We start from the raw sequence: 21,849 nt of genomic DNA on the forward strand, positions 1-21,849 counted from the left end.
GCCATCGCGGGCAAGCCCAGCTCCCACAGGGGACGCGGTCGATCAGAAAGAATGCAGGCAGATTCGGCCATCGGCGTCCGCACGGGCCTCGACCAAGTCGTAGCTGGCCAGGGTCGCATGCGGAGTCTGGAGCGGACGAACATGGGTCGCGGTGATGACCATGACGTGGCCGCCCGCCGCTTCACCAGCACGAATCCCCACGGCGGCGTCTTCGAAGATCAGGCACTCGGTGGGCTCGACCCCTAACCGACGAGCGGCCAGCCGATAGCCCGCAGGGTCGGGTTTACCGGCGCTGACGTCTTCGGCGGTGACCATCACGCCAGGTTCGGGAATGCCTGCCGCCGCCATTCGGCGCAGGGCCAATGCCCGTGGTGCGGAGGTGACGATGGCCCATTGATTGGCGGGCAGCGACTTCAGGAAACTCGCCGCGCCAGCCACCTCGACAACCCCTTCCACATCCTCGATTTCCGCCTCGGTGATCCACGCGGCTTCAGCTTCAGCATCTACCCCGGGCAAGGCCAGACGGGTAATGGTGTCGATGGCGCGAACGCCGTGGATGGTCGGCAGGAAGGTTTCGACATCGACCCCGTGACGCAGGGCCCAGATGGTCCAGATCCGCTCGGCGGCAGCGATGGAATTGAGGACAGTTCCGTCCATATCGAACAGAAAGGCGCGGTACGAGGTGTTGAACACGGATGCTTGAACTGACAAAGGGCGATTTCCAGAACCAGGCGAATGTTGTCAGGCAATGTACATCACCCACGTAGGAGCTGCCGCAGGCTGCGATCTTTTGATTTTGCTTTTAAAAGCGAAGATCAAAAGATCGCAGCCTGCGGCAGCTCCTACAGGTGGCGGTTCGAATGCAAGGCGTTTTGCACGCAATCGAGCAACTGCCCCACCGCCCAAGGCTTCTTGATGAACGCAACCCGATGCTTGACCCCGGAGCTTTTCGGAGTTTCGAAGCCGGACATGATCATGATCGGTTTGTCCGGCCAACGGTCGCCGAACTGATTGGCCAGGTCTGCGCCATTGAGCTTGCCCGGCATGGTGATGTCCGTCAGCAACAGTCCTACCTCTGGCGCGTGTTGCTCCAGAAACTGCGACGCGGCGTCCGCGCTGACCTGTGGTTCAACCGCAAAGCCTTCCTCCTGAAGAATTTCGCACAGAAACTCCAGGATCAACGGGTCATCCTCAACCACAAGAATCAAACCGTCAGACAAGTGCCCGCCCGCCGTCGATACTGGCCCCATGACCGTGCCACTCCCTGATTACGTAAATGATTTGCGCGGGCTCAAATCCGCCACCTACAGGTATGAGCAGCGGACTTCGCGGAAATTCATTTTTGATACAGCTGACTTGGGCATTCTCCGTCCAGGCTGACAAATACGACCGTTTGTCAGCGCATAATTGTGGTTAAAATGCCGCCCCCCCATGCACGGCCGACTTTGCCCGATGAACCCAGATGCCCTCTCCGTCCTCCACGACCATTTGCTGACTGCGCTTGCGGCTGCACCCGCAGAAACTCGTCGGCTGTTCCACGGCCGTGGCCGCTGCTGGCCGGGGCTGGAGCAATTGACTGTCGACTGGCTGCAGGGCGTGGTGCTGGTCTCGCTGTTCAAGGAACCAGACGCTGCGCAGCTGGAGGATTTGAAGCGGTTGCTGTTGGAGATCACTCAGACGCCGGAGTGGACACAATCCGGCGCGCACACCTTGCTGCTGCAACATCGCTATCTGCTGCAAAGCACCACCGAATGGCTGCTCGGGGAGTCGATCGACGAGATGACGATCACCGAGGGCGGCCTGCATTATCGCGTGGACCTGGGCCGCAAACAGAACACCGGCCTGTTCCTCGACATGCGCTACGGCCGCGACTGGGTGCGGGCCAATGCTCAGGGCAAACGCGTGTTGAATCTGTTCGCCTATACCTGCGGCTTCTCGGTAGCGGCCATCGAGGGGGGCGCGTTGCATGTGGTCAATCTGGACATGTCCAGCCCGGCCCTGAGCCGTGGCCGCGACAATCACCGGCTCAACGGCCATGACCTGAGCAAGGTGAGTTTTCTCGGCCATGACCTGTTCAAGTCCTGGGGCAAGGTGATCGGCAAGGGTCCATACGATCTGGTCATCATCGACCCGCCGTCCTTTCAGAAAGGCAGTTTTCTGCTGACCAAGGATTACCAGCGCGTGCTGCGCCGCCTGCCGGAACTGCTCAGCCCTCAGGGCACGGTACTGGCCTGCATGAACGATCCGGCGTTCGGTGCAGACTTTCTCATCGACGGCGTCACCCGCGAAGCGCCGAGCCTGCGGTTTGAGCAGCGGCTGGAGAATCCGCCGGAGTTTCCCGATGCCGATGTTGAGTGCGGGTTGAAGGCGTTGGTCTTCAGACAGGGGTAGTTGAAGATCAAAAGATCGCAGCCTGCGGCAGCTCCTACGGGGGTTGGGTACACCCATTACATTGAGGTTGCATACGGTCAATGTAGGAGCTGGCGAAGCCTGCGATCTTTTGATGTTGATTCCACGCGGCTGCAACACCAATGCAGGCCGGGGGGATTAGACTAATGGTACTTGAGTGCCAGCCCCCGGCTTCTTACGATGTTGATACGTGGCGGTTGGAGGTTTAAGCCGTTGCGTAGGTGGTGAGTGAACTGAACCCCAATAAGCTCACCACTTGTTTCATGCGCATCTTGAGCCTCCGGCTCTACTTCCTCCCCATCAAAGAGCTTCGAGGCTCTTTTTTTGTCTTTCAAAAAGCGTTGGCGCTGGCCGGTTGGCAGTGGTGAACATCCTGGGCCGCGTCGCTGCACCTGGATGCATCGAAAAGATCACGACCGATCACCCGCGCAGCCTCCAGATGAACCGTCGGCTCCTGAATTTCCGAGTCGAGCAGCAGCTCGGACGTCACAACGCTGGCACCGCAATAATCGAAGATCCCATGGTCGATCTGCGTCTTCATGGCGTCGGCATAACCGTGGCGTGCATAAGTTCCCGCGTCGGCGCCACCGATACCCACAAGGTGAACCCGCAGGTGGCGAAGCTTCTTCTCCAATTTGGCATCCGCACTGAAATCGAATGCCCAGCCGTTGGCGAACACCCGATCGATCCAGCCTTTGAGCAGCGCCGGCATCGACCACCAATAAACCGGATACACCAGCACCAGTGCATCGGCGCGATCGATCCTCGCCTGCTCGGCCGCAACATCGGCGGGAGGCGGTGCTTGCCGATGATGGACGGCGAGATCGGCCGCGCCGAACCTCGGATCGAACCCTTGCGCCCAGAGGTCTGCGATTTCGAAAGAGTTGTCTGGGTTGGCCCCGGATACACCTTCGGCGACGTGCCTCGCGAGGCTATGGGTGAGCGACTGAGGGTCATGGTGAGCCACAACGATGAGTGCATGCATGTCGAAGACTCCTGCTACGGAATGAGCGTTTGAGGGCTAGAAGCGAGCCTTATATACTCTTGGTAAGTTACGATCAGTAAGCTACTTTTGGTACATAAGCATGTCAAGCACCGAAATACCCGAACAGGATTCCAACCCGCAACCGCGCCGTCGGATGTCGCGGGAAGAGCGCCAGCGCCAGTTGCTGGATGTCGCCTGGCAGCTGGTTCGAGAGGAAGGCACGGAAGCCTTGACCTTGGGCCGGCTCGCCGAACAGGCGGGGGTGACCAAACCGGTGGTTTACGATCATTTCACCACCCGCCCCGGGTTGCTGGCGGCGCTTTATCAGGAGTTCGACGCGCGTCAGACCGCACTCATGGACGCCGCGCTTCAAACCAGTGAACCGACGCTGGCCAGCAAGGCAATGGTCATCGCGTCTTCATATGTCGACTGCGTCCTTCTTCAGGGCCGCGAGATACCCGGCGTGATCGCCGCATTGACCAGCTCGCCCGAGCTGGAAAAGATCAAGCGCGAGTACGAAGCGATCTTCATGGACAAGTGCCGCAACGCCCTCCTCCCTTTCGCCGGAACGGGTGAAATCGCGCCAGCGAGTCTGCGGGCGATGCTCGGTGCAGCCGAGGCGCTGTCCCATGCCGCCGCGACTGGCGAGATCACGCCCGTGCAGGCACAGGACGAACTGTTCGCAACGATCGTGACGATGGTCGAAAGGAGCGCACGCACTGGAAGCAGCCTCAAAGACTGAACAGCGTTCAACGCCTGGCAAGCAACTTCAGCGTGAGACAAGCCCCGCCAGGACAGCAGCGTAATGCCACCTATACTAGAAGCCACCTTCCCCCCTGGGGGCCTGCGCTACAACAATAAAAAGCAGAGGTGGAACATGGTCTGGCAGCAAATCTACGACCCCTTCGGTAACCCGTTGCTATCAACCATCATGGCGGCGGTGCCGGTGGTGGTGATGCTGGTCTCCCTGGCGTTTTTCCACATCAAGGCGCATCTGGCGGCGTTGTTGGCCCTGGGTTCGGCCTTGCTGATTGCGATTTTCGCCTTCGGCATGCCGGCGAACATGGCGGGCTCGGCCGCGCTTTACGGTGCCGCCAACGGTCTGTTGCCGATCGGCTGGATCGTGCTCAACATCATTTTCCTGCACCGGCTGACGACCGAGAACGGTTCGTTCAAAGTGCTGCAGGATTCCCTGGCGCGCATCACTGACGATCGACGTCTGCAACTGCTGCTGATTGCCTTCTGCTTCGGTGCCTTCTTCGAAGGGGCCGCCGGTTTCGGCACCCCCGTGGCGGTGACCGGGGCCATTCTGATCGGGCTGGGGTTCTCGCCCCTGGCCGCGTCTGGCCTGGCACTGATCGCCAATACCGCGCCCGTGGCGTTCGGCGCCTTGGGCACGCCCATCATCACCCTGGCCAAAGTGACCGGGCTGGATGAAATGGAACTGTCGATGATGGTCGGCCGGCAGCTACCGTTTTTCTCGGTGATCGTGCCGTTCTGGCTGATCTGGGCCTTCGCCGGCTGGCGCAAGATGCTGGAAATCTGGCCGGCGATCCTGGTCGCTGGCGTCAGCTTCGCCATACCGCAGTTCCTCGTGTCCAACTACCACGGGCCTATGCTGGTGGATGTAATCGCCGCGCTGATTTCCATGGCCTGCCTGACCGGGTTCCTCAAGGTCTGGAAGCCGGCCACTGTGCATACCTCCGCCGCCTTGTCGGGGCGCACCGACAACTCCAGGGTGGATGTTGACCCGGACGAGAAACCCAGCGCGACCTTTGCCAGCGACGCCAAACCCGCCGTAATGCGCGCATGGATGCCGTGGATCATCCTCACGGTCTTCGTCTTTGCCTGGGGCACTCAAAGCTTCAAAAACCTGTTCGATACCCGCCCGGTCATGGATCCGCAAACCCACTCGGCCAAGCTCGATCCCCAAGGCAAGCCGATGCGCGAGGCCAACCCGATCTTTGCCCCGACCTTGACCTTCGCCACGATTCACCAACAGATCGAGAAGGTCCCGCCCGTGGTACCCACGCCTAAAAAAGAGGACGCGATCTACAAGTTCACCTGGCTCACCAGCACCGGCAGCGGCATCTTGCTGGCGGCGATCCTTGGCGGGCTGCTGATGGGTTATTCCATCCCGCAGCTGCTGCACCAATACGTGCGAACGATATGGGTGGTGCGCTACTCGCTCATCACCATTGTGGCCATGCTTGCCCTGGGCTTCCTGACCCGCTACTCGGGCCTCGACGCCACGATGGGTCTGGCCTTCGCCGCAACAGGCATTTTCTACCCCATGTTCGGCACGTTGCTCGGCTGGCTCGGCGTTGCCCTGACCGGCTCGGACACGGCCTCCAACGTGCTGTTCGGCGGCTTGCAACGGGTAACGGCCGAGCAATTGGGCCTGAGCCCGGTATTGATGGCCGCGGCCAACAGTTCCGGTGGGGTCATGGGAAAGATGGTCGACGCCCAGTCGATCGTGGTCGCGTCCACCGCCACCCGTTGGTACGGCCATGAAGGTGAAATCCTGCGCTACGTGTTTTTCCACTCCGTGGTGCTGGCGATTCTCGTCGGCGGGCTGGTGACGTTGCAGGCGTATGTAGCGCCGTTCAGTCATATGGTGGTGGGCGGTAATTAACCGAGGCGACCGCTGTTAGCCATGGCTCGGAGTCGCAACCCGAGCCATGGCTCAGGCCAGATAATCGCCGTTCACATCAGGCCGAAACTTGCGCATAGCAACAGTAGGCTAAGCTTTCAGCAGCTCATTGCTCACGATGCTCGATTCTGCAGGTTTTGGTTTTTTCTGGAGAGCGTCTGCAACAGCTGCTTCAGACAGGCCCAAACTTTTCACGCAGGACTGACGTGATGACCGAGCCCCTCCTCAGCTTTGATGCACTCAAGCGCGCCGCTGCCGCAGGCGAAATCGATACCGTGTTGGTCTGCATGGTCGACATGCAAGGACGACTGGTCGGCAAGCGATTCCAGGTCGAGTTTTTCATAGACAGCGGCCACGAAGAAACCCACTGCTGCAATTACCTGCTGGCCGACGACATCGACATGGAACCGGTGCCGGGTTACGCCGCAGCCAGCTGGAGCAAAGGCTATGGCGACTTTGTTCTGAAACCCGACATGGCCACGTTGCGTCGTGTGCCTTGGCTTGAGTGCACGGCACTGGTGCTCTGTGACGTGCTCGATCATCACCACCGACGCGACCTGCCGCACAGCCCGCGGGCGATCCTGAAAAAGCAAATCGAGCGCCTGCGCGAACGCGGCTATACCGGTATGTTCGCCTCGGAGCTGGAGTTCTATCTGTTCGATGAGAGTTATGAGGCGATCCACAAGCGCAACTATCACAAGCCGAAAACCGCTGGCCACTACATCGAGGATTACAACATCCTCCAGACCACCCGCGAGGAGCCGGTCCTGCGGGCGATTCGCAAACACCTGCAAGCCAGCGGCATTCCGGTGGAAAACTCCAAGGGTGAATGGGGGCCGGGGCAGGAAGAGATCAACATCCGTTATGCCGATGCCCTGACCATGGCTGACCACCACGTGATCATCAAACACGCCTGCAAAGAGATCGCGCAACTGCAAGGCAAGGCGATCACGTTCATGGCCAAGTGGCGCTATGACGCCGCCGGTTCCAGCAGCCATGTGCACAATTCGTTGTGGGACAAAAATGCCAAGAAGCCGCTGTTCTTTGATCCCAAGGCCGAGTTCGGCATGTCGAAGCTGATGCGCTCCTGGGTAGCCGGTCAGCTCAAATACGCCAACGACATCACCTGTTTTCTTGCGCCCTACATCAATTCGTACAAGCGCTTCCAGGCCGGCACTTTCGCGCCTACGCGGGCCGTATGGAGCCGGGACAATCGCACCGCAGGCTTTCGCTTGTGCGCCGAAGGCAGCAAGGCCATCCGCATCGAATGCCGTATTGGCGGCGCCGACCTCAACCCCTATCTGGCCTTCGCTGCCTTGATCGCCGCGGGCCTGGCCGGTATCGACGAAAAACTCAGCCTGGCGCCGCCCTTCGAAGGCGATGCCTACGTCGACGAGCACTTGCCCGAAGTGTCGAAAACCCTGCGCGAAGCCTGTGCCGCGCTCAAGACGTCGAGCATGTTGCGCGAAGCGTTCGGTGACGAAGTGATCGACCACTACGTGCATACCGCTGAGTGGGAACAGAAAGAGTACGACCGGCGCATCACCGACTGGGAACTGCAGCGCGGCTTCGAGCGCTATTGAGCACACACCATGACTGAGATCGTTCAACTCATCTCCCCGGTCGATGGCCGGGTCTACGCCGAACGCCGCCGTGCCGATGCAGCGCAGATCGAGCAGGCTCTGGCGGCTGCCGTAACTGCCCAGGCGCAATGGCAGCGCCGGCCACTGAGCGAACGCGCAGCCTTATGCAGCTCCGCCGTGGATGCGATGCTGGCGATGAAGGCCGAGATCGTGCCGGAACTGGCCTGGCAGATGGGCCGCCCGATACGCTTCGGCGCCGGCGAGCTGCGTGGTTTTGAAGAACGTGCGCGGCACATGATCGCCATTGCGCCTGAGGCATTGGCAGCGATTGAACCTGCGCCCATCACCGGTTTTCGGCGCTGTATCAAACGGGAACCACTGGGTACGGTGCTGGTCGTCGCTCCGTGGAATTACCCCTATCTGACGGCGGTGAATACGATCATTCCGGCGCTGATGGCGGGCAACAGCGTCATCCTCAAACACGCTTCGCAAACGCTGCTGGTCGGCGAACGGTTCGCCGAGGCCTTTCGCCGCGCCAATCTGCCCGAAGGACTGTTCCACAACTTGCTGCTCGATCATAAACAGACCGCCGCGATCATCGCTTCAGGACGCGTGCAGCAGGTGAACTTCACCGGTTCAGTCGATGCCGGCAAGGCCATGGAACAAGCGGCCGTCGGAGGTTTCCTCGGCGTAGGCCTGGAGCTTGGCGGCAAAGACCCCGCCTACGTCCGGGCAGACGCCAACCTTGAGCATGCGGTGGAAAACCTGGTGGACGGCAGTTTCTTCAACTCCGGGCAAAGCTGTTGCGCCGTCGAGCGTATCTATGTCGATGAAAAAATTTACCCGGTCTTTGTCGAGCGCTTCGTCGCCTTGACCCGCCAATACGTACTCGGCAATCCGCTGGACGAAGCCACCACCCTCGGCCCCTTGATCACACCGAGCGCCGCTGAATTCGTTCGCGGGCAGATCGCCAATGCGCTGGCACAAGGGGCCAGGGCACTAATCGACCCAAAGGACTTTGCCGCCGATGCACCGGGCAGCGCCTACCTCGCGCCGCAGGTACTGGTGGACGTCACCCACCAAATGTCGGTGATGCGCGAAGAAAGCTTTGGCCCGGTGGTCGGCATCATACCGGTGGCCAGCGACGACGAAGCCATCGCCTTGATGAACGACAGTGAGTTCGGGCTCAGCGCGTCTATCTGGACACAAGACCTCGCCGCCGCCGAACGCATCGGCGACGAGATCGCCACCGGCACCGTATTCATGAACCGCTGCGATTATCTGGACCCGGCCCTGGCCTGGACCGGGGTGAAAAACAGCGGGCGCGGCGTAACGCTGTCGCGCCTTGGCTATGAACACCTGACCCGCGCGAAATCCTTCCATCTGCGCCACGAGATCTGAGCCATGAGCCTGACCGCGAACTGGAACTACCCCACGAGCATCCGCTTTGGCGTCGGCCGCATCGCCGAACTGGCCGAGGTCTGCCGCAGCCAAGGGATCCAGCGACCGTTGCTGGTCACCGACAGCGGCCTGGCGCGAGCCCCGATCACCACGGCAGCGGTGGAATCCTTGCGCGCCGCCGGCCTTGGCGTCGCACTGTTTTGCGACCTCAAGCCCAATCCGATTGAAGCCAACCTCGCGGGTGGGCTCGATGCCTGGCGTGCCGGCAAACACGATGGTGTGGTCGCCTTCGGCGGTGGCAGCGGCCTGGATATGGGCAAGCTCATCGCGTTCATGAGCGGCCAGACCCGACCGGTTTGGGATTTCGAAGACATCGGCGACTACTGGACACGCGCCGACGAAAGCAGCATCGCCCCGGTCATTGCGGTGCCGACCACCGCGGGCACCGGTTCCGAAGTCGGCCGTGCGGCGGTGATCATCGACGAACGTACGCACACCAAACGCATCATTTTCCACCCGAAGATGATGCCGCGGGTGGTCATCAGCGACCCGGCCCTCACCATCGGCATGCCGGCAAAAGTCACCGCCGGCACCGGCATGGATGCGTTTGCCCATTGCCTGGAATCGTACTGCGCTCCCGGTTTTCATCCGATGGCCGAAGGCATTGCGGTGGAAGGCATGCGCCTGGTGGCCAATGCGCTGGTACGAGCCGTACACACCCCCTCCGACCTCGACGCGCGCGCGCAAATGTTGGCAGCTGCGGCGATGGGCGCCACCGCTTTCCAGAAAGGTCTGGGTGGCATGCACGCACTCGCGCATCCGGTGGGCGCTCTGTACGACACCCACCACGGCATGACCAACGCCACTTTCATGCCTTATGTGTTGAAGTTCAATCGCCCGGCCATCGAGGAACGCATCACCCGTCTGGCGGCTTATTTGCGTCTGCCCTCCCCAGGCTTCGACAGCTTTCTGGCCTTCGTCCTCAAGCTGCGCAAAGACATCGGCGTGCCGCATACGCTGTTTGAACTGGGCGTGGATGACAAGCAGGCCGATTTGATCGCGGACATGGCGATTGTCGACCCCTGCGCCGGTGGCAACCCGTTGCCGTTGACACGAACTGGCGCGGCAGAAATTTTCGACGCGGCGTTTCACGGCCGTCTCTAGAGCAATCGTCTGTCCATGGCCAACGTGTGAACACGCAGCCTGGATGGGTTTCAACCGTTAGAGGCAGGAGCAGTACGACAGGGGGTTGAAGACAAACCCATTCGGCAACGCACCACGCGGATGGATGTGGATCAAAACCTGAACAAGAGCACACGCTATGAGTCCAGTAAGCCAACCCGGCGCCACCGCGCCACAAGACGACGACCTCAAGGTGTTGCACAGCATGGGCTATGCCCAGCAACTCTCGCGACGCATGGGCGTTTTCTCCAACTTTGCCATTTCCTTTTCGATCATTTGCATCCTCTCGGGTGGCATCAACTCGCTGGCACAGGGCACCTCGGGTGCGGGCGGTGCAGCCATCGGTATCGGCTGGCCACTCGGATGCCTGATCTCCGGGGTTTTCGCCATGGCCATGGCACAGATTTCCTCGGCCTACCCAACGGCCGGCGGCCTCTATCACTGGGGCTCGATTCTCGGTAACCGCTTCACCGGCTGGCTGACGGCCTGGTTCAATCTGCTAGGGCTGATCACGGTGCTCGGCGCGATCAACGTCGGTACCTATTACTTCTTTTTCGGTGCCTTCGGACCGGCCCTGGGAATGGAAGACACCATCACCACACGGATCATTTTCCTGGCGATCCTGACCGGCATCCAGGCCTTGTGTAACCACTTCGGCATCGGCCTGACGGCAAAGCTCACCGACTTCTCGGGCTACCTGATCTTTGCCACGGCGCTCGCACTGACCATCGTCTGCCTGATCGCCGCACCCAGCTATGAGTTCGTCCGGTTGGTGACCTTCGGCAACTATTCCGGCGAGGCCGGCGGCAACGTCTGGCCACAGGTTTCGAATGGCTGGATTTTCATGCTCGGCCTGCTCTTGCCGATCTATACCATCACCGGCTATGACGCCTCGGCGCATACCTCCGAAGAAACCCATCAGGCATCCGTGTCGGTACCGGTCGGGATGGTCAGCTCGGTGGCCTGGTCGTTGCTGTTCGGCTGGGTCATGCTCTGCTCGTTTGTACTGATGTTGCCGAGCATGGACGAAGCGGCGAAGCAGGGTTGGAATGTGTTCTTCTGGGCGATGGACACTCAGGTGAACCCGGCGATCAAGATGGCGCTTTACCTGGCCATTTTCATCTCGCAGGTTCTCTGCGGGCTGGCGACCGTGACCTCGGTTTCACGGATGATCTTCGCGTTTTCCCGTGACGGCGGCCTGCCCTTCTCGAAAGCATTGGCCTCGGTCTCACCGACCCATCGCAGCCCTGTGGCGGCGATCTGGACCGGTGCCATTCTCGCGGTGTTGTTCGTGTGGGGATCGTCCCTGGTATCGATCGGCGAAACGCCGGTTTACACGATCGTGGTCTCCTGCACGGTGATCTTCCTGTTCTTCTCTTTCATCATTCCCATCGTGCTGGGCCTGTTTACCTACGGGACCCCGAAGTGGCCGACCATGGGGCCGTGGAACATGGGGCGTGCGATGTACTCGTTTTTCGCCATCCTCTCGATCCTTTCGATGGTGCTGATCTTTGTGATCGGCATTCAGCCACCGAACGATTGGGCGCTGTACATCACGCTCGGTTTTCTGATTCTGACGGCAATCATCTGGTTCGCCTTTGAAGCCCGGCGCTTCCAGGGCCCGCCCGTGGGCGACATGATCATCAAGCGTCAGGCAGAAATCGCAGCGGCTGAAGAGGCGTTGAATAAACAGGCTGGAAGCTGATTGCCATAGCCAGGAAAAAGGATGTGCCAAGTGCAGAACCTGTGGCGAGGGGGCTTGCCCCCGTTCGGCTGCGAAGCAGTCGCAAATCCGGTGCATGCGGTCTGCCTGGCAAAACGAGGTAGCAGGTTTTGGGACTGCTTCGCAGTCCCACGGGGGCAAGCCCCCTCGCCACAGAAGCCCCCTTGCCACAGGGTTTTGTGCCTGACACTGGCCAGATCAACCAACAGGAAGCCCGCAGATGGACCGTCTCACGGCGAAAGATTTTGCCCCTGAACTGCTCGAACTCTACGACTTCTACGCCCACGGCAAAATCAACCGTCGAGAGTTTCTTGATCGTGCGGCGCTGTTCACCCTGGGCGGCCTGACAGCCACAGCCCTCCTCGCCGCCCTGAGCCCGAATTATGCGCTGGCCGAGCAGGTGCAATTTACCGACCCGGACATCATTGCCGAGTACATCACCTACCCCTCGTACAAGGGTCACGGGCAGGTTCGTGGTTATTGGGTGCGCCCTGCGAAAGCCACCGGCAAGGTACCGGCGGTGGTGGTCGTGCATGAAAACCGTGGGCTTAATCCTTACATCGAGGATGTCGCCCGGCGCCTCGCCAAAGCGGGGTTCATCGCACTCGCCCCTGACGGCCTGACGTCGGTAGGCGGCTATCCCGGCAACGATGACAAAGGCCGGGAATTGCAGCAGACCGTCGACCCGGAAAAACTCATGAATGACTTTTTCGCCGCCATCGAGTGGCTGATGAAACATGACGCCACCAGCGGGAAAGTCGGTATCACCGGCTTCTGTTATGGCGGTGGAGTCGCCAATGCTGCGGCCGTGGCCTATCCGGAGTTAGGGGCTGCCGTGCCCTTCTATGGCCGTCAGCCAAAGTCTGAAGATGTCCCCAGAATCAAGGCACCGCTGCTGCTTCACTATGGCGAACTGGATACACGCATCAATGAAGGATGGCCTGCCTACGAGCAAGCGTTGAAAGCGGCCGGCAAGACCTATGAAGCCTATATCTATCCAGGCGTTAACCATGGTTTCCATAACGACTCTACGCCTCGATACGATGATGCCGCCGCCAGGCTTGCCTGGGACCGAACACTGGCCTGGTTTCGGCGTTACTTGGCTTGATTGATCAAATACCAATAATGGCGATAAGGAACTTAAGGTTTATGAATAAGTAACTTAACAGGTCTTCCTTCATCGCCAATCTTAATATTGAACCTACCGCCCCCTAACCCATCGCGATTAATAAAATAATATTAAAAATTACTCTTCCATTGTCCATTGCATATTTATCCGCGCCTGCTTAACTGCAAAAACTGCTGATGACAGCAGTGCCCGTAAACACCACGGAAGGAATCGTTATGAGCAGTTCAACTCGCCATAGCATGCCCCCCTATGGGGTGGCCATCCAAAGCGCGATCAAGACCGGCGACCTGCCGCAAATGAAGACGCTATTGAAACAACGCGATGCATCCACACCAGAAAACAAAGAGCTAAACACTGCTTACGAGCAGTTGGCCAAGGAAGTCGCACGCCTGGAAAAGCACTAACAGCTATTTCCGCTCCCCTTATTGCAATGGAGGCAATAACCATGTCTGGTTCTAATCAACAACTTGTCGGTTTGTTCCCGCTCGGCTACCGAATTGGCACTTCGATGCCGGGTGCACAAAGTCTGGCACTCAATCTTCTGGTCTTTACCCCTGATGAGACTGTAAACGGCACCGCTGCAATCACTCAGGCGACCAACCCGCCGCTGGATGTGCATTCCGATGTCTGGGGCGAGTACACCTACCTGACGGTCATGTCACCCGGCGTCAGCAAAATCCTGATCACCGCACAAGGCAACCACGGCGGCTCAGGCTCGAATTCCATCGTGAATTTCAAGTTGCAACTGGTGGTGGGCACCGACTGGAAAGAAGGCGTCGCCAACTACTCGTACTTGAATGGTCAGCAGTGGGTCGAGGTCAACAATGCTCCCGCCCATCTCATTGAGGCGGTGCCGTCTCACGTCTCCCCGCTGCCGTTGGAACCCGGCCCGGTGATTCCACCGGAGTCATCTTATCCGCCCATCATGCCGCTGTACGCTGCACCGATTCAAAGTGCGATGGCCAGTGGTGACCTGGCCCAGATGAAAAACCTGTCGCGCCTGGCCCAGCAGCAACTGGATCAGCAACCCCAACTGCAGAGTGCGCTTGAAACGGCCAAGGAAGAAATCAGCCGCCAGGAACGCCGCTGACTCGACCACGAAATATGCCCGACTTGTCTTGAATACACATAAGGGAGTAGCACCATGTCAATCGGACTTTTTCATACCCGCCTCAACGTCAGTAATCACCTGCTGGGCGCACCGGTTTTAACCCTCGATCTGCTGGTGGATACCGCAAAGAAAAAAGTCAGCGGGATTGCCAGTATTTCCCAAAGCACCTACCCGCCCCTCAACTTTCGTGCCCGTGTGTGGGGTGAGTACTCCGAGGCCAAACTGGTGCCGACGGCTGAAAACCACATCATCCTCACCTTGGCCGGCAGCCCGAGCGGCCCTCTCAGCCAGATCGCCCAGACCTTCGGTTTGAAGGGCATTTTAGGCGGCGATTGGGCGAGCGGTTATGCCGACTACAAGTACGAGAATCAGGGCCAATGGCATTACGTGAAACACGCAGCGGTCAGCCAGGCTCCCGTTATTGTGCGCCCAGAGCATCCGCACCATGCGGTGCCGCTCTACGCCGTCGCGGTCCAGCAAGCGCAAACCAGCGGTGACCTGGCACAACTGAAAGCCGTGGTCAGCCAGGGTGAACAGCAACTGGCCCACAGCGGTGCGCTGCGCAACGCGCTGGACCAGTTGAACGTTGAAATCGCCCGGCTGGAGGCTCGCTAACCCGTCGGCCAATGCCACTCAGGCAGCACAATCCATGTGGGAGCGGGCTTGCTCGCGAAGGCGGCAGCACAGTCAATATTGATGTCGCCTGACACACCGCTTTCGCGAGCAAGCCCGCTCCCACAGGGTTCGTGTCCAGAGCCCGAGCGCTATCAAAAAAGGTAAATCCGGTCGCGCCACTGCCCCAAGGAAGGCGCGAACACTTCGATGGATTCGTGCCGCGCACGCGTTGTGCGCAAGGATTTTCCATGTCAGACAGTCGCCCTGCCCGCTACCTCAGTGAAACCGACCTCAAACGCTACGTGCCGGTGCATGTGGTCTGGGAAATCACCCTGGCCTGCGATCTCAAATGCCTGCATTGCGGCTCCCGCGCCGGCCATCGACGCCCCGACGAATTGAACACCCGGGAATGCCTGGACGTCATCGATTCCCTGGCGGCCCTTGGCACTCGCGAAATCACCCTGATCGGTGGTGAAGCCTATTTGCGCAAGGACTGGACCCAACTGATCCAGGCCATCCACGATCACGGCATGTACTGCGCCATACAAACCGGTGGACGCAACCTGACACCGGCGAAAATGCAGGCAGCGGTGGATGCCGGGCTCAATGGCGTCGGTGTTTCACTGGATGGATTGGCCCCTCTGCATGACGCGGTGCGCAATGTTCCGGGCTCGTTCGACAAGGCGGTAGACACCTTGCGACGGGCCAAACAGTCCGGCCTTGCTGTGAGCGTCAACACCCAAATCGGCGCGGCCACATTGCCCGATCTGCCCGAGTTGATGGACCTGATCATCGGCCTCGGCGCCACTCACTGGCAGATCCAGCTGACGGTCGCGATGGGCAATGCCGTCGATCACCCGGAGCTGTTATTGCAGCCGTATCAACTGCTGGAAGTGATGCCGTTGCTGGCGCGTCTGTATCGCGAAGGCGTCGATCGCGGCCTGCTGATGAACGTGGGCAACAACATTGGTTACTACGGTCCTTATGAACACATGTGGCGTGGTTTCGGCGACGAGCGCGTGCACTGGAGTGGCTGCGCCGCCGGCCAGACCGTGCTGGCACTGGAAGCCGACGGCACCGTCAAGGGTTGCCCGTCATTGGCAACGGTGGGGTTTTCGGGCGGCAACGTACGCACCATGAGCCTGCACGATATCTGGCACTACAGCGAAGGCATGCACTTTGGCCGCCTGCGCGGGGTCGACGACCTGTGGGGTTACTGCCGAAGCTGTTACTACAACGATGTCTGCCGTGGCGGCTGCACCTGGACGTCGCACTCCCTGCTCGGCAAACCCGGCAACAACCCCTACTGCCATTACCGCGCGCTGGACCTGCAAAAACGCGGGCTGCGCGAGCGCATCGTCAAACTCGAAGACGCGGCAAAGACCTCCTTCGCCGTCGGACGTTTTGACCTGATCACCGAACGCATCGACACCGGCGAGAAGGTCAGCAGCGTCAGCGACAGCGGCCAGGTGATCAAACTGGCCTGGGCGAACCAGGGCCAGAAATCACCAGACGAAGGACGCATTCCACCGCAACTGGCGCTGTGTCGCGGTTGCTTGCAGTACATCCATGCGCACGAAGTGACCTGCCCCCACTGTGACGCCGATGTCGCCGCCGCAGAAGCCGTGCACCAGACAGACCGTGCGCGGCAACAAGCGATTATCAACACCCTGACCGGCCTGCTGGGGATGCCGCAAAATACCTAGATGTAAGGGAGTAATGGCGCAATCCATGTGGGAGCGGGCTTGCTCGCGAAAGCGGTGTGTCAGCGACATCAATGTTGACTGTGCCGCCGTCTTCACGAGCAAGCCCGCTCCCACATGGATTGCGCTTAACTGACGGGCATTTTCCAAGGCGGGCCTTGCGCAAATCTGGCCTCCAGCCATTCCTTGAAGGCCATGAGCGTTGCCGGCGTAAAAGCTGCTGATGCTCGCACCAGATAGATCCCGCCCTGAGCATCCAGGTCCCACTCCGGCAGAACGCGAACCATCTGGCCGTTGGCGATTTCCCGGCTCATCAGCCACTCGCCAGCACCCAGGATACCGACGCCGGCCTTGGCCGCTGCGAGCAACGCCTCGCCGTCGTTCGAGGTCAAGGTTCCCCTGGTGATGACCCTCTCCTGCCGATCGCCCTTCGACAAGCGCCATTCAGGAAACGCCGCAAGGCCGGTAAAGCCCAGGCAGTTGTGCTCGGTCAGCTCTTTCGGACTGGCCGGTAAACCATGCTGCTCTATGTAACTCGGTGAAGCGCAGAGAATGCGGCGATGATCGCTGAGCTTCTTCGCAACCAGGCGGTTGTCGTTCAATTCGCCAATACGAATCGCCGCATCGAATCCTTCACCAATGATGTCGACGACGCGATCGCTGTAATCCACCTCGACGGAAACCAGCGGATGAGCCGCCAGAAATTCCGGCAGCATCGACGCCAGCCACAAGCGCCCCATCGCGGCAGGAAAAGCCAGGCGCAAGACGCCACGAACCTGCGCCGCGCCCAGTGACGCTTCCTGCTCGGCCTCGATGATCAACCCCGTGGCGGAGCGCAGGCGTTCGACGAGACGGCTGCCGGCATCGGTCAACCGCACTTGTCGCGTCGTACGCTCCATCAGCCGCACGCCCAAGCGCTTTTCCATGGCCGCCAGGCGCTTTGAAATCACCGTCGGATGCCGTTGCAGCAGACGTCCGGCGGCCACAAACGAATGCGCCGAGGCGACAGCGAGAAGCGCTGCAATTTCATCAATGTGGCGGCTGTCCAGTGGGTTCACAAAACACTCTTTTTTCAGGTAACAGACGATCAGGGTTTGAGGACGATCGCTCCGCGAGATTGGCCGCCTTCCAGATCGGCATGAGCCTTGGCCACATCGGCCAATGCATAGCGACCCCAGATGCCGGGCTTGATTATGCCCGCCTCGACCGCGGCCAGTACATCCTCGGCCCGTTGTCGGTATTCGGCGATATCCGTGGTGTGCGCGGCGAGTGAAGGACGAGTCAGGAACAACGAGCCCTTGGCATTGAGCGTGCCCACTTCGACCGCCGTCGGCGCCCCGGAGGATGCCCCGAAAGACACCATCAACCCACGCGGTCGCAAGCAGTCGAGCGACGCTTCGAACGACACCCGCCCGATGGGATCGTAGACCACATCGGCTTTCTTGCCGTGGGTGATCTCCGCGACATCCGCGGCCAGTGTCTGGGCATTGAACACCAGCACCGCATCACAGCCCAGCGCCTTGGCTGTCTCGATACTTTCGGCCCGGGACACAATGCCGATGACAAAAGCGCCCAGGTGTTTGGCCCACGTTGCCATGATCTGCCCGAGGCCGCCCGCTACGCCATACAACACCAGGGTGGTGCCGGGGCCGACCGGATACGTCGTCTTCAGCAGGTACTGCGCGGTAATGCCTTTGAACAACACCGCTGCGGCCTCTTCAGCCGTCAACGCATCGGGAATCGGCACCAGCCGGTCGGCCGGAAACAGGCGCGCACTGGCGTAAGCGCCAATAGGCCCTGTTGCGTAGGCCACCCGATCACCCACCTTGACGTTGCTCACTCCCGCGCCGATGGCGGCAACCCGGCCCGCCCCTTCAAGGCCAAGACCCGACGGCAATGGCAGCGGTACGGCGCCCTTGCGCTGACTCACATCGAGGAAGTTGACGCCAATCGCCTCCTGCTCCAGCCAGACTTCACCCGGCCCCGGCTCACGCGCCGTCACCTGCTCGATGGTCATCACCTCAGGTGCGCCAGTGTGTGCGATACGAACGACAGAAACCATTGCCTGAATCCTTCACTTCAGCGCAGCCCATCTGCGCGATGTGATTGAAGTATCGGCATTCAATTTAAAGCGAACAATATAGCTTCATTGCAGTTCATTACTGCATGCAGTGCAGCAGTGTGAAACTCGCAGCGTCAGCGCGACAACCAGGGCCAGGACGATCAAGACCACGGCGACGGCAAACGTTATCCGCATACCGTTGGCGATGGCGGCGGGAGATGCCGTGGTGATGTCTGCTGTCGCCGAGGCAAAGGCAAACACAGCGCCCATGACCGAGGCCCCGGTGATCAGCCCGAGATTGCGCGACAGGCTGAGCAGGCCGGAAATCACGCCGCGCTGATCCGGACGGATGTCGGTCATGATCGCGGTGTTGTTGGCCGCTTGGAACAACGCGTAGCTGGCCGTGATCACCACAATGGGCGCGAGGTAACCGAGGATGCCGAAACCCGCCGGCATCATCGATAAAGCCCCCGTGCCGAGCGCCATTGCGACGAGCCCGACGAGGGTCATGCGCCGAGTGCCAAAACGGTCCACCAGGCGACCGGCCGGCACCCCGGTCAGCGCCGCCACCAACGGACCGACCGACAAGGCAAGTCCGACAAGCGCTGTACCTAGGCCAAGCGCACCCGAAAGATAAAACGGCCCGACCACCAGCGTCGCCATCATCACCGTCGAAACGAGCGTGCTCATGGCCAGGCTTGCGCTCAATCCCGGCTCCCGGAATAGCGCCAATTTAATCAATGGCGAGGCAACCCTGGCCTCGACAAATATGAAAATCCCGGCGCCGACAACAGCCGTCAGCAGCAGCGCAATATTGAGCGCCCCCAAATCACCGTGCCCGATCGTCATGGCCAGCGCATACGCCCCGAGCGTCAGCGCCAGCAGCAACGTGCCGGCCTTGTCGAAACCCTCCCGCTGCGTTTTCGACCGCTGAAAATCCGCCGGCAAATAGCGATACACGAGCCAAATATTCAGAACACCCAGCGGCACGTTGATCAGAAAAATCGCCTGCCAACCAAGGCCCGCGATCAACATCCCACCGAGTGACGGCCCCAGCGTGGTGCCAATCGCCGACATCGTGCCGAGCAGCCCCATGGCGCTGCCGGTCTGCGCTTTCGGCACTGTCTCACCGACAAACGCCACGGTCAGCGCCAGCATGATCGCCGCCCCGAGCCCCTGCACCGCCCGGGCGGCAACCAGCCACCAAAGCGACGGCGCGGCACCACAGGCCAGCGATGACAGGGTGAAAATGCCGATGCCCGCCAGCAGCAAACGTCGACGACCGACCATGTCGCCCAGTCGTCCGACGCTGACAATCAGCGTGGTGATCGCCAGCAGATACGCCAGAACAATCCATTGCACTTGCTGAAAGGAAGCATCGAACGCCTGGGCCAGTGTCGGCAATCCCGCATTGGCGATACTGGTGTCGAGTGAGGGCATCAACATCGACAGCGCAAGACTGGCGAGCGCCCAGCGGACCGAACCTGATTGGGTGATGAGTTTCATTGTCTGGCCACATCTGAAAGGTAGATCAGCAGCGTATGCCCGGGCGTGATATGGCGGAAGACGCATGACTTGCACTTGATAGTTGCGTTTGACGCCATGTCACTCGCACGCCGTGCTAACGTTGAGGGCATGACGACTCCCGACCTGAATTTGCTGATTACCCTGGATGTGCTGCTCGCCGAAGGCAGCGTCGCACGCGCCGCCCAACGACTGCGCCTGAGCCCGTCGGCCATGAGCCGGGCGCTGGCGCGATTGCGTGAAACGACGGGCGACCCGCTGCTGGTCCGGGCCGGACGCGGGCTGGTGCCGACGCCCCGAGCACTCGAACTGCGCGAACACGTCAGTCGATTGGTGCAAGATGCCGGAGCCGTTTTGCGCCCCGCCGAACAGCTCGACCTCAAGCAACTGGTGCGAACGTTCACGCTGCGCACCAGCGACGGTTTCGTCGAAAACTTCGGCCCGGCGCTGATTGCCCGCGTCAGTGAACAAGCACCCGGCGTGCGCTTGCACTTTGTGCAGAAGCTGAACAAGGACAGCGCCGCGCTTCGCGACGGTTCCGTCGACCTGGAAACCGGCGTGGTCGGCGGCACGACGAGCCCGGAAGTGCGCACCCGTGCGTTGTTCGAAGATCGCTTCATCGGCGTTGTGCGCACGGGGCATCCGCTGAGCCAGGGCGAGGTCACCGCCTCCCGTTATGCCGCCGGCAGGCACATCCTGGTCTCGCGACGCGGGCTCGATAAAGGGCCGATGGATGAAGCCTTGAAAGGGCTGGGACTGGAGCGCGAGATCACCACCATCGTCGGCGGCTTCTCGGCCGCGCTGGCGCTGGCTCGCGCCTCCGACCTGATCGCCACCGTGCCCGCGCAACACACCCGAAACCTGCGCGCCGGTCTGCACAGTTTCGCCCTTCCGTTCGACCTGCCCCCGATCACCATTTCGATGCTCTGGCACCCAAGAATGGATGCCGACTCTGCACATCGATGGCTGCGTGAATGTGTTCGGGAGGTTTGTGCGCAGTCCTAGAGTTTCACCCTTGACCGCTTCATTTTTTCTGCAGCCCCTTCAACCGCAAACTCGCCCGCTGCACCGCCGCCATTTTTTCCGGGCGCTTCATGCGTTTCCATTTTCTGATGTCGTCCTTGGTGCGGCCACAACTGACACACAGTTCACCGCTCAGCTGGCAAATGGAAACACACGGATTTTCGATATCCTTGGCCACGTTTCAACCCCGCGTCGAGCGCTTGGGCGCCAGGCGTTGCTGCCAGTTGCCGGCATTGGCGCGCTGACATTGTTCTTCAGAATCAAACTGCACATGGGCCGCTACCGGGCTGACGAGAACGTCCGCTTCGCTTAACGCCACGGCCGTCAGTTCGACCATGCGCTCGCCCTGCCCGCTCGCCAGTGCCAGGTCTTTATTGGCCTGCGTATCGAAGACCCAGATCACCCGCAGGCTGGAAGGAAAGACCGCGTAATCGATTTCGTGGGTCAGCCAGCAGAACCCGACTATTTCCGCTTTGGCGGTTTCACACGCCTCGGTCAGGGTGGCGACCAGGCGACGTTCGATATGGGCCTGATCGCGTTTGCTTAAAGACATCGAGTAAGGGTCCTTGGGTGGGCGTCGATGGAAGGGGCTCATCATACGATATCGTTCAGTGAATAACGGTGGACCTGAATTTCGGGCTGATCCGAGAGTTGCTGCGTCTGTGCCGCCGTCATCGCGGGCAAGCCACGCTCCCACAGGTTTTGTGTTGAAACACGATCATACAAACGACACAAAAACCTGTGGG

Annotated in this window: 21 protein-coding genes; 13 read left to right on the forward strand and 8 right to left on the reverse strand. The window is 60.4% G+C overall.

Annotated elements, in window-relative coordinates; genetic code table 11:
- Positions 1–42: 42 nt before the first annotated feature.
- Positions 43–711 (reverse strand): HAD-IA family hydrolase, encoded by a 669-nt coding sequence (locus JFU11_RS12820; protein ID WP_201060787.1) that lies wholly within the window; start codon positions 709–711, stop codon positions 43–45.
- Positions 712–842: 131 nt separating this feature from the next.
- The gene (locus JFU11_RS12825) at positions 843–1,250 is read right to left on the reverse strand and encodes a response regulator (RefSeq protein WP_123722230.1); all 408 of its coding nucleotides are present in this window, start codon (positions 1,248–1,250) and stop codon (positions 843–845) included.
- 202 nt (positions 1,251–1,452) lie between these two features.
- Here JFU11_RS12825 and JFU11_RS12830 point away from each other — a divergent pair, with 202 nt between their 5' ends.
- A complete protein-coding gene (locus tag JFU11_RS12830; protein WP_201060788.1) occupies positions 1,453–2,391 on the forward strand; it encodes a class I SAM-dependent methyltransferase in 939 nt (312 codons plus the stop codon).
- Positions 2,392–2,740: 349 nt separating this feature from the next.
- Here JFU11_RS12830 and JFU11_RS12835 read toward each other — a convergent pair whose 3' ends face one another.
- Entirely contained in the window at positions 2,741–3,394 is a 654-nt protein-coding gene (locus JFU11_RS12835; RefSeq protein WP_201060789.1) for an NAD(P)H-dependent oxidoreductase, read from the reverse strand.
- 100 nt (positions 3,395–3,494) lie between these two features.
- Between JFU11_RS12835 and JFU11_RS12840 the strand changes: the two genes are divergently transcribed.
- From JFU11_RS12840 to JFU11_RS12890, 11 genes are all read left to right on the forward strand, one after another.
- Positions 3,495–4,136 (forward strand): TetR/AcrR family transcriptional regulator, encoded by a 642-nt coding sequence (locus JFU11_RS12840; RefSeq protein WP_201060790.1) that lies wholly within the window; start codon positions 3,495–3,497, stop codon positions 4,134–4,136.
- A gap of 135 nt (positions 4,137–4,271) precedes the next feature.
- Positions 4,272–6,029 carry an L-lactate permease gene (locus tag JFU11_RS12845; protein ID WP_201121313.1) on the forward strand — a complete coding sequence of 586 codons (1,758 nt, stop codon included), beginning with the start codon at positions 4,272–4,274 and terminating at the stop codon, positions 6,027–6,029.
- A gap of 227 nt (positions 6,030–6,256) precedes the next feature.
- Positions 6,257–7,630, forward strand: a complete 1,374-nt coding sequence (locus tag JFU11_RS12850) for a glutamine synthetase family protein (RefSeq protein ID WP_201060792.1) — start codon at positions 6,257–6,259, stop codon at positions 7,628–7,630.
- A 9-nt stretch (positions 7,631–7,639) separates the two neighbouring features.
- Entirely contained in the window at positions 7,640–9,031 is a 1,392-nt protein-coding gene (locus JFU11_RS12855) for an aldehyde dehydrogenase family protein (RefSeq protein WP_201060793.1), read from the forward strand.
- 3 nt (positions 9,032–9,034) lie between these two features.
- Positions 9,035–10,195, forward strand: a complete 1,161-nt coding sequence (locus JFU11_RS12860; protein ID WP_123722220.1) for an iron-containing alcohol dehydrogenase — start codon at positions 9,035–9,037, stop codon at positions 10,193–10,195.
- 157 nt (positions 10,196–10,352) lie between these two features.
- Positions 10,353–11,918 (forward strand): amino acid permease, encoded by a 1,566-nt coding sequence (locus tag JFU11_RS12865; RefSeq protein WP_201060794.1) that lies wholly within the window; start codon positions 10,353–10,355, stop codon positions 11,916–11,918.
- Between the two features lie 238 nt (positions 11,919–12,156).
- Positions 12,157–13,044 (forward strand): YghX family hydrolase, encoded by an 888-nt coding sequence (gene yghX, locus JFU11_RS12870; protein ID WP_201060795.1) that lies wholly within the window; start codon positions 12,157–12,159, stop codon positions 13,042–13,044.
- Between the two features lie 236 nt (positions 13,045–13,280).
- A complete protein-coding gene (locus JFU11_RS12875; protein WP_201060796.1) occupies positions 13,281–13,469 on the forward strand; it encodes a DUF1843 domain-containing protein in 189 nt (62 codons plus the stop codon).
- 41 nt (positions 13,470–13,510) lie between these two features.
- Positions 13,511–14,155, forward strand: a complete 645-nt coding sequence (locus JFU11_RS12880) for a DUF1842 domain-containing protein (RefSeq protein ID WP_201060797.1) — start codon at positions 13,511–13,513, stop codon at positions 14,153–14,155.
- A gap of 54 nt (positions 14,156–14,209) precedes the next feature.
- Positions 14,210–14,791, forward strand: a complete 582-nt coding sequence (locus tag JFU11_RS12885; protein WP_201060798.1) for a DUF1842 domain-containing protein — start codon at positions 14,210–14,212, stop codon at positions 14,789–14,791.
- A gap of 248 nt (positions 14,792–15,039) precedes the next feature.
- Positions 15,040–16,497 (forward strand): GDL motif peptide-associated radical SAM/SPASM maturase, encoded by a 1,458-nt coding sequence (locus tag JFU11_RS12890; RefSeq protein WP_201060799.1) that lies wholly within the window; start codon positions 15,040–15,042, stop codon positions 16,495–16,497.
- Positions 16,498–16,622: 125 nt separating this feature from the next.
- On the opposite strand, the gene JFU11_RS12895 is transcribed toward JFU11_RS12890, so the two are convergent.
- From JFU11_RS12895 to JFU11_RS12905, 3 genes are all read right to left on the reverse strand, one after another.
- Complete coding sequence (locus tag JFU11_RS12895) at positions 16,623–17,552, reverse strand: LysR family transcriptional regulator (protein ID WP_201060800.1); 930 nt, start codon at positions 17,550–17,552, stop codon at positions 16,623–16,625.
- Between the two features lie 29 nt (positions 17,553–17,581).
- Positions 17,582–18,556, reverse strand: coding sequence for a quinone oxidoreductase (locus tag JFU11_RS12900; protein WP_201060801.1), 975 nt, complete (start codon positions 18,554–18,556; stop codon positions 17,582–17,584).
- An 84-nt stretch (positions 18,557–18,640) separates the two neighbouring features.
- Positions 18,641–20,062, reverse strand: coding sequence for an MFS transporter (locus tag JFU11_RS12905; RefSeq protein WP_201060802.1), 1,422 nt, complete (start codon positions 20,060–20,062; stop codon positions 18,641–18,643).
- 129 nt (positions 20,063–20,191) lie between these two features.
- Here JFU11_RS12905 and JFU11_RS12910 point away from each other — a divergent pair, with 129 nt between their 5' ends.
- Complete coding sequence (locus JFU11_RS12910; protein WP_123722211.1) at positions 20,192–21,085, forward strand: LysR family transcriptional regulator; 894 nt, start codon at positions 20,192–20,194, stop codon at positions 21,083–21,085.
- A 19-nt stretch (positions 21,086–21,104) separates the two neighbouring features.
- Here the strand turns inward: JFU11_RS12910 and JFU11_RS12915 are convergent, their stop codons facing one another.
- Together JFU11_RS12915 and JFU11_RS12920 are read right to left on the reverse strand one after the other, a co-directional pair.
- Positions 21,105–21,281 (reverse strand): DUF1289 domain-containing protein, encoded by a 177-nt coding sequence (locus JFU11_RS12915; RefSeq protein ID WP_038982653.1) that lies wholly within the window; start codon positions 21,279–21,281, stop codon positions 21,105–21,107.
- Between the two features lie 3 nt (positions 21,282–21,284).
- The gene (locus JFU11_RS12920; RefSeq protein WP_123722210.1) at positions 21,285–21,656 is read right to left on the reverse strand and encodes a hypothetical protein; all 372 of its coding nucleotides are present in this window, start codon (positions 21,654–21,656) and stop codon (positions 21,285–21,287) included.
- Between the last annotated feature and the right edge of the window lie 193 nt (positions 21,657–21,849).

This window comes from Pseudomonas sp. TH37, assembly GCF_016650735.1.
Taxonomy (GTDB): domain Bacteria; phylum Pseudomonadota; class Gammaproteobacteria; order Pseudomonadales; family Pseudomonadaceae; genus Aquipseudomonas; species Aquipseudomonas farris.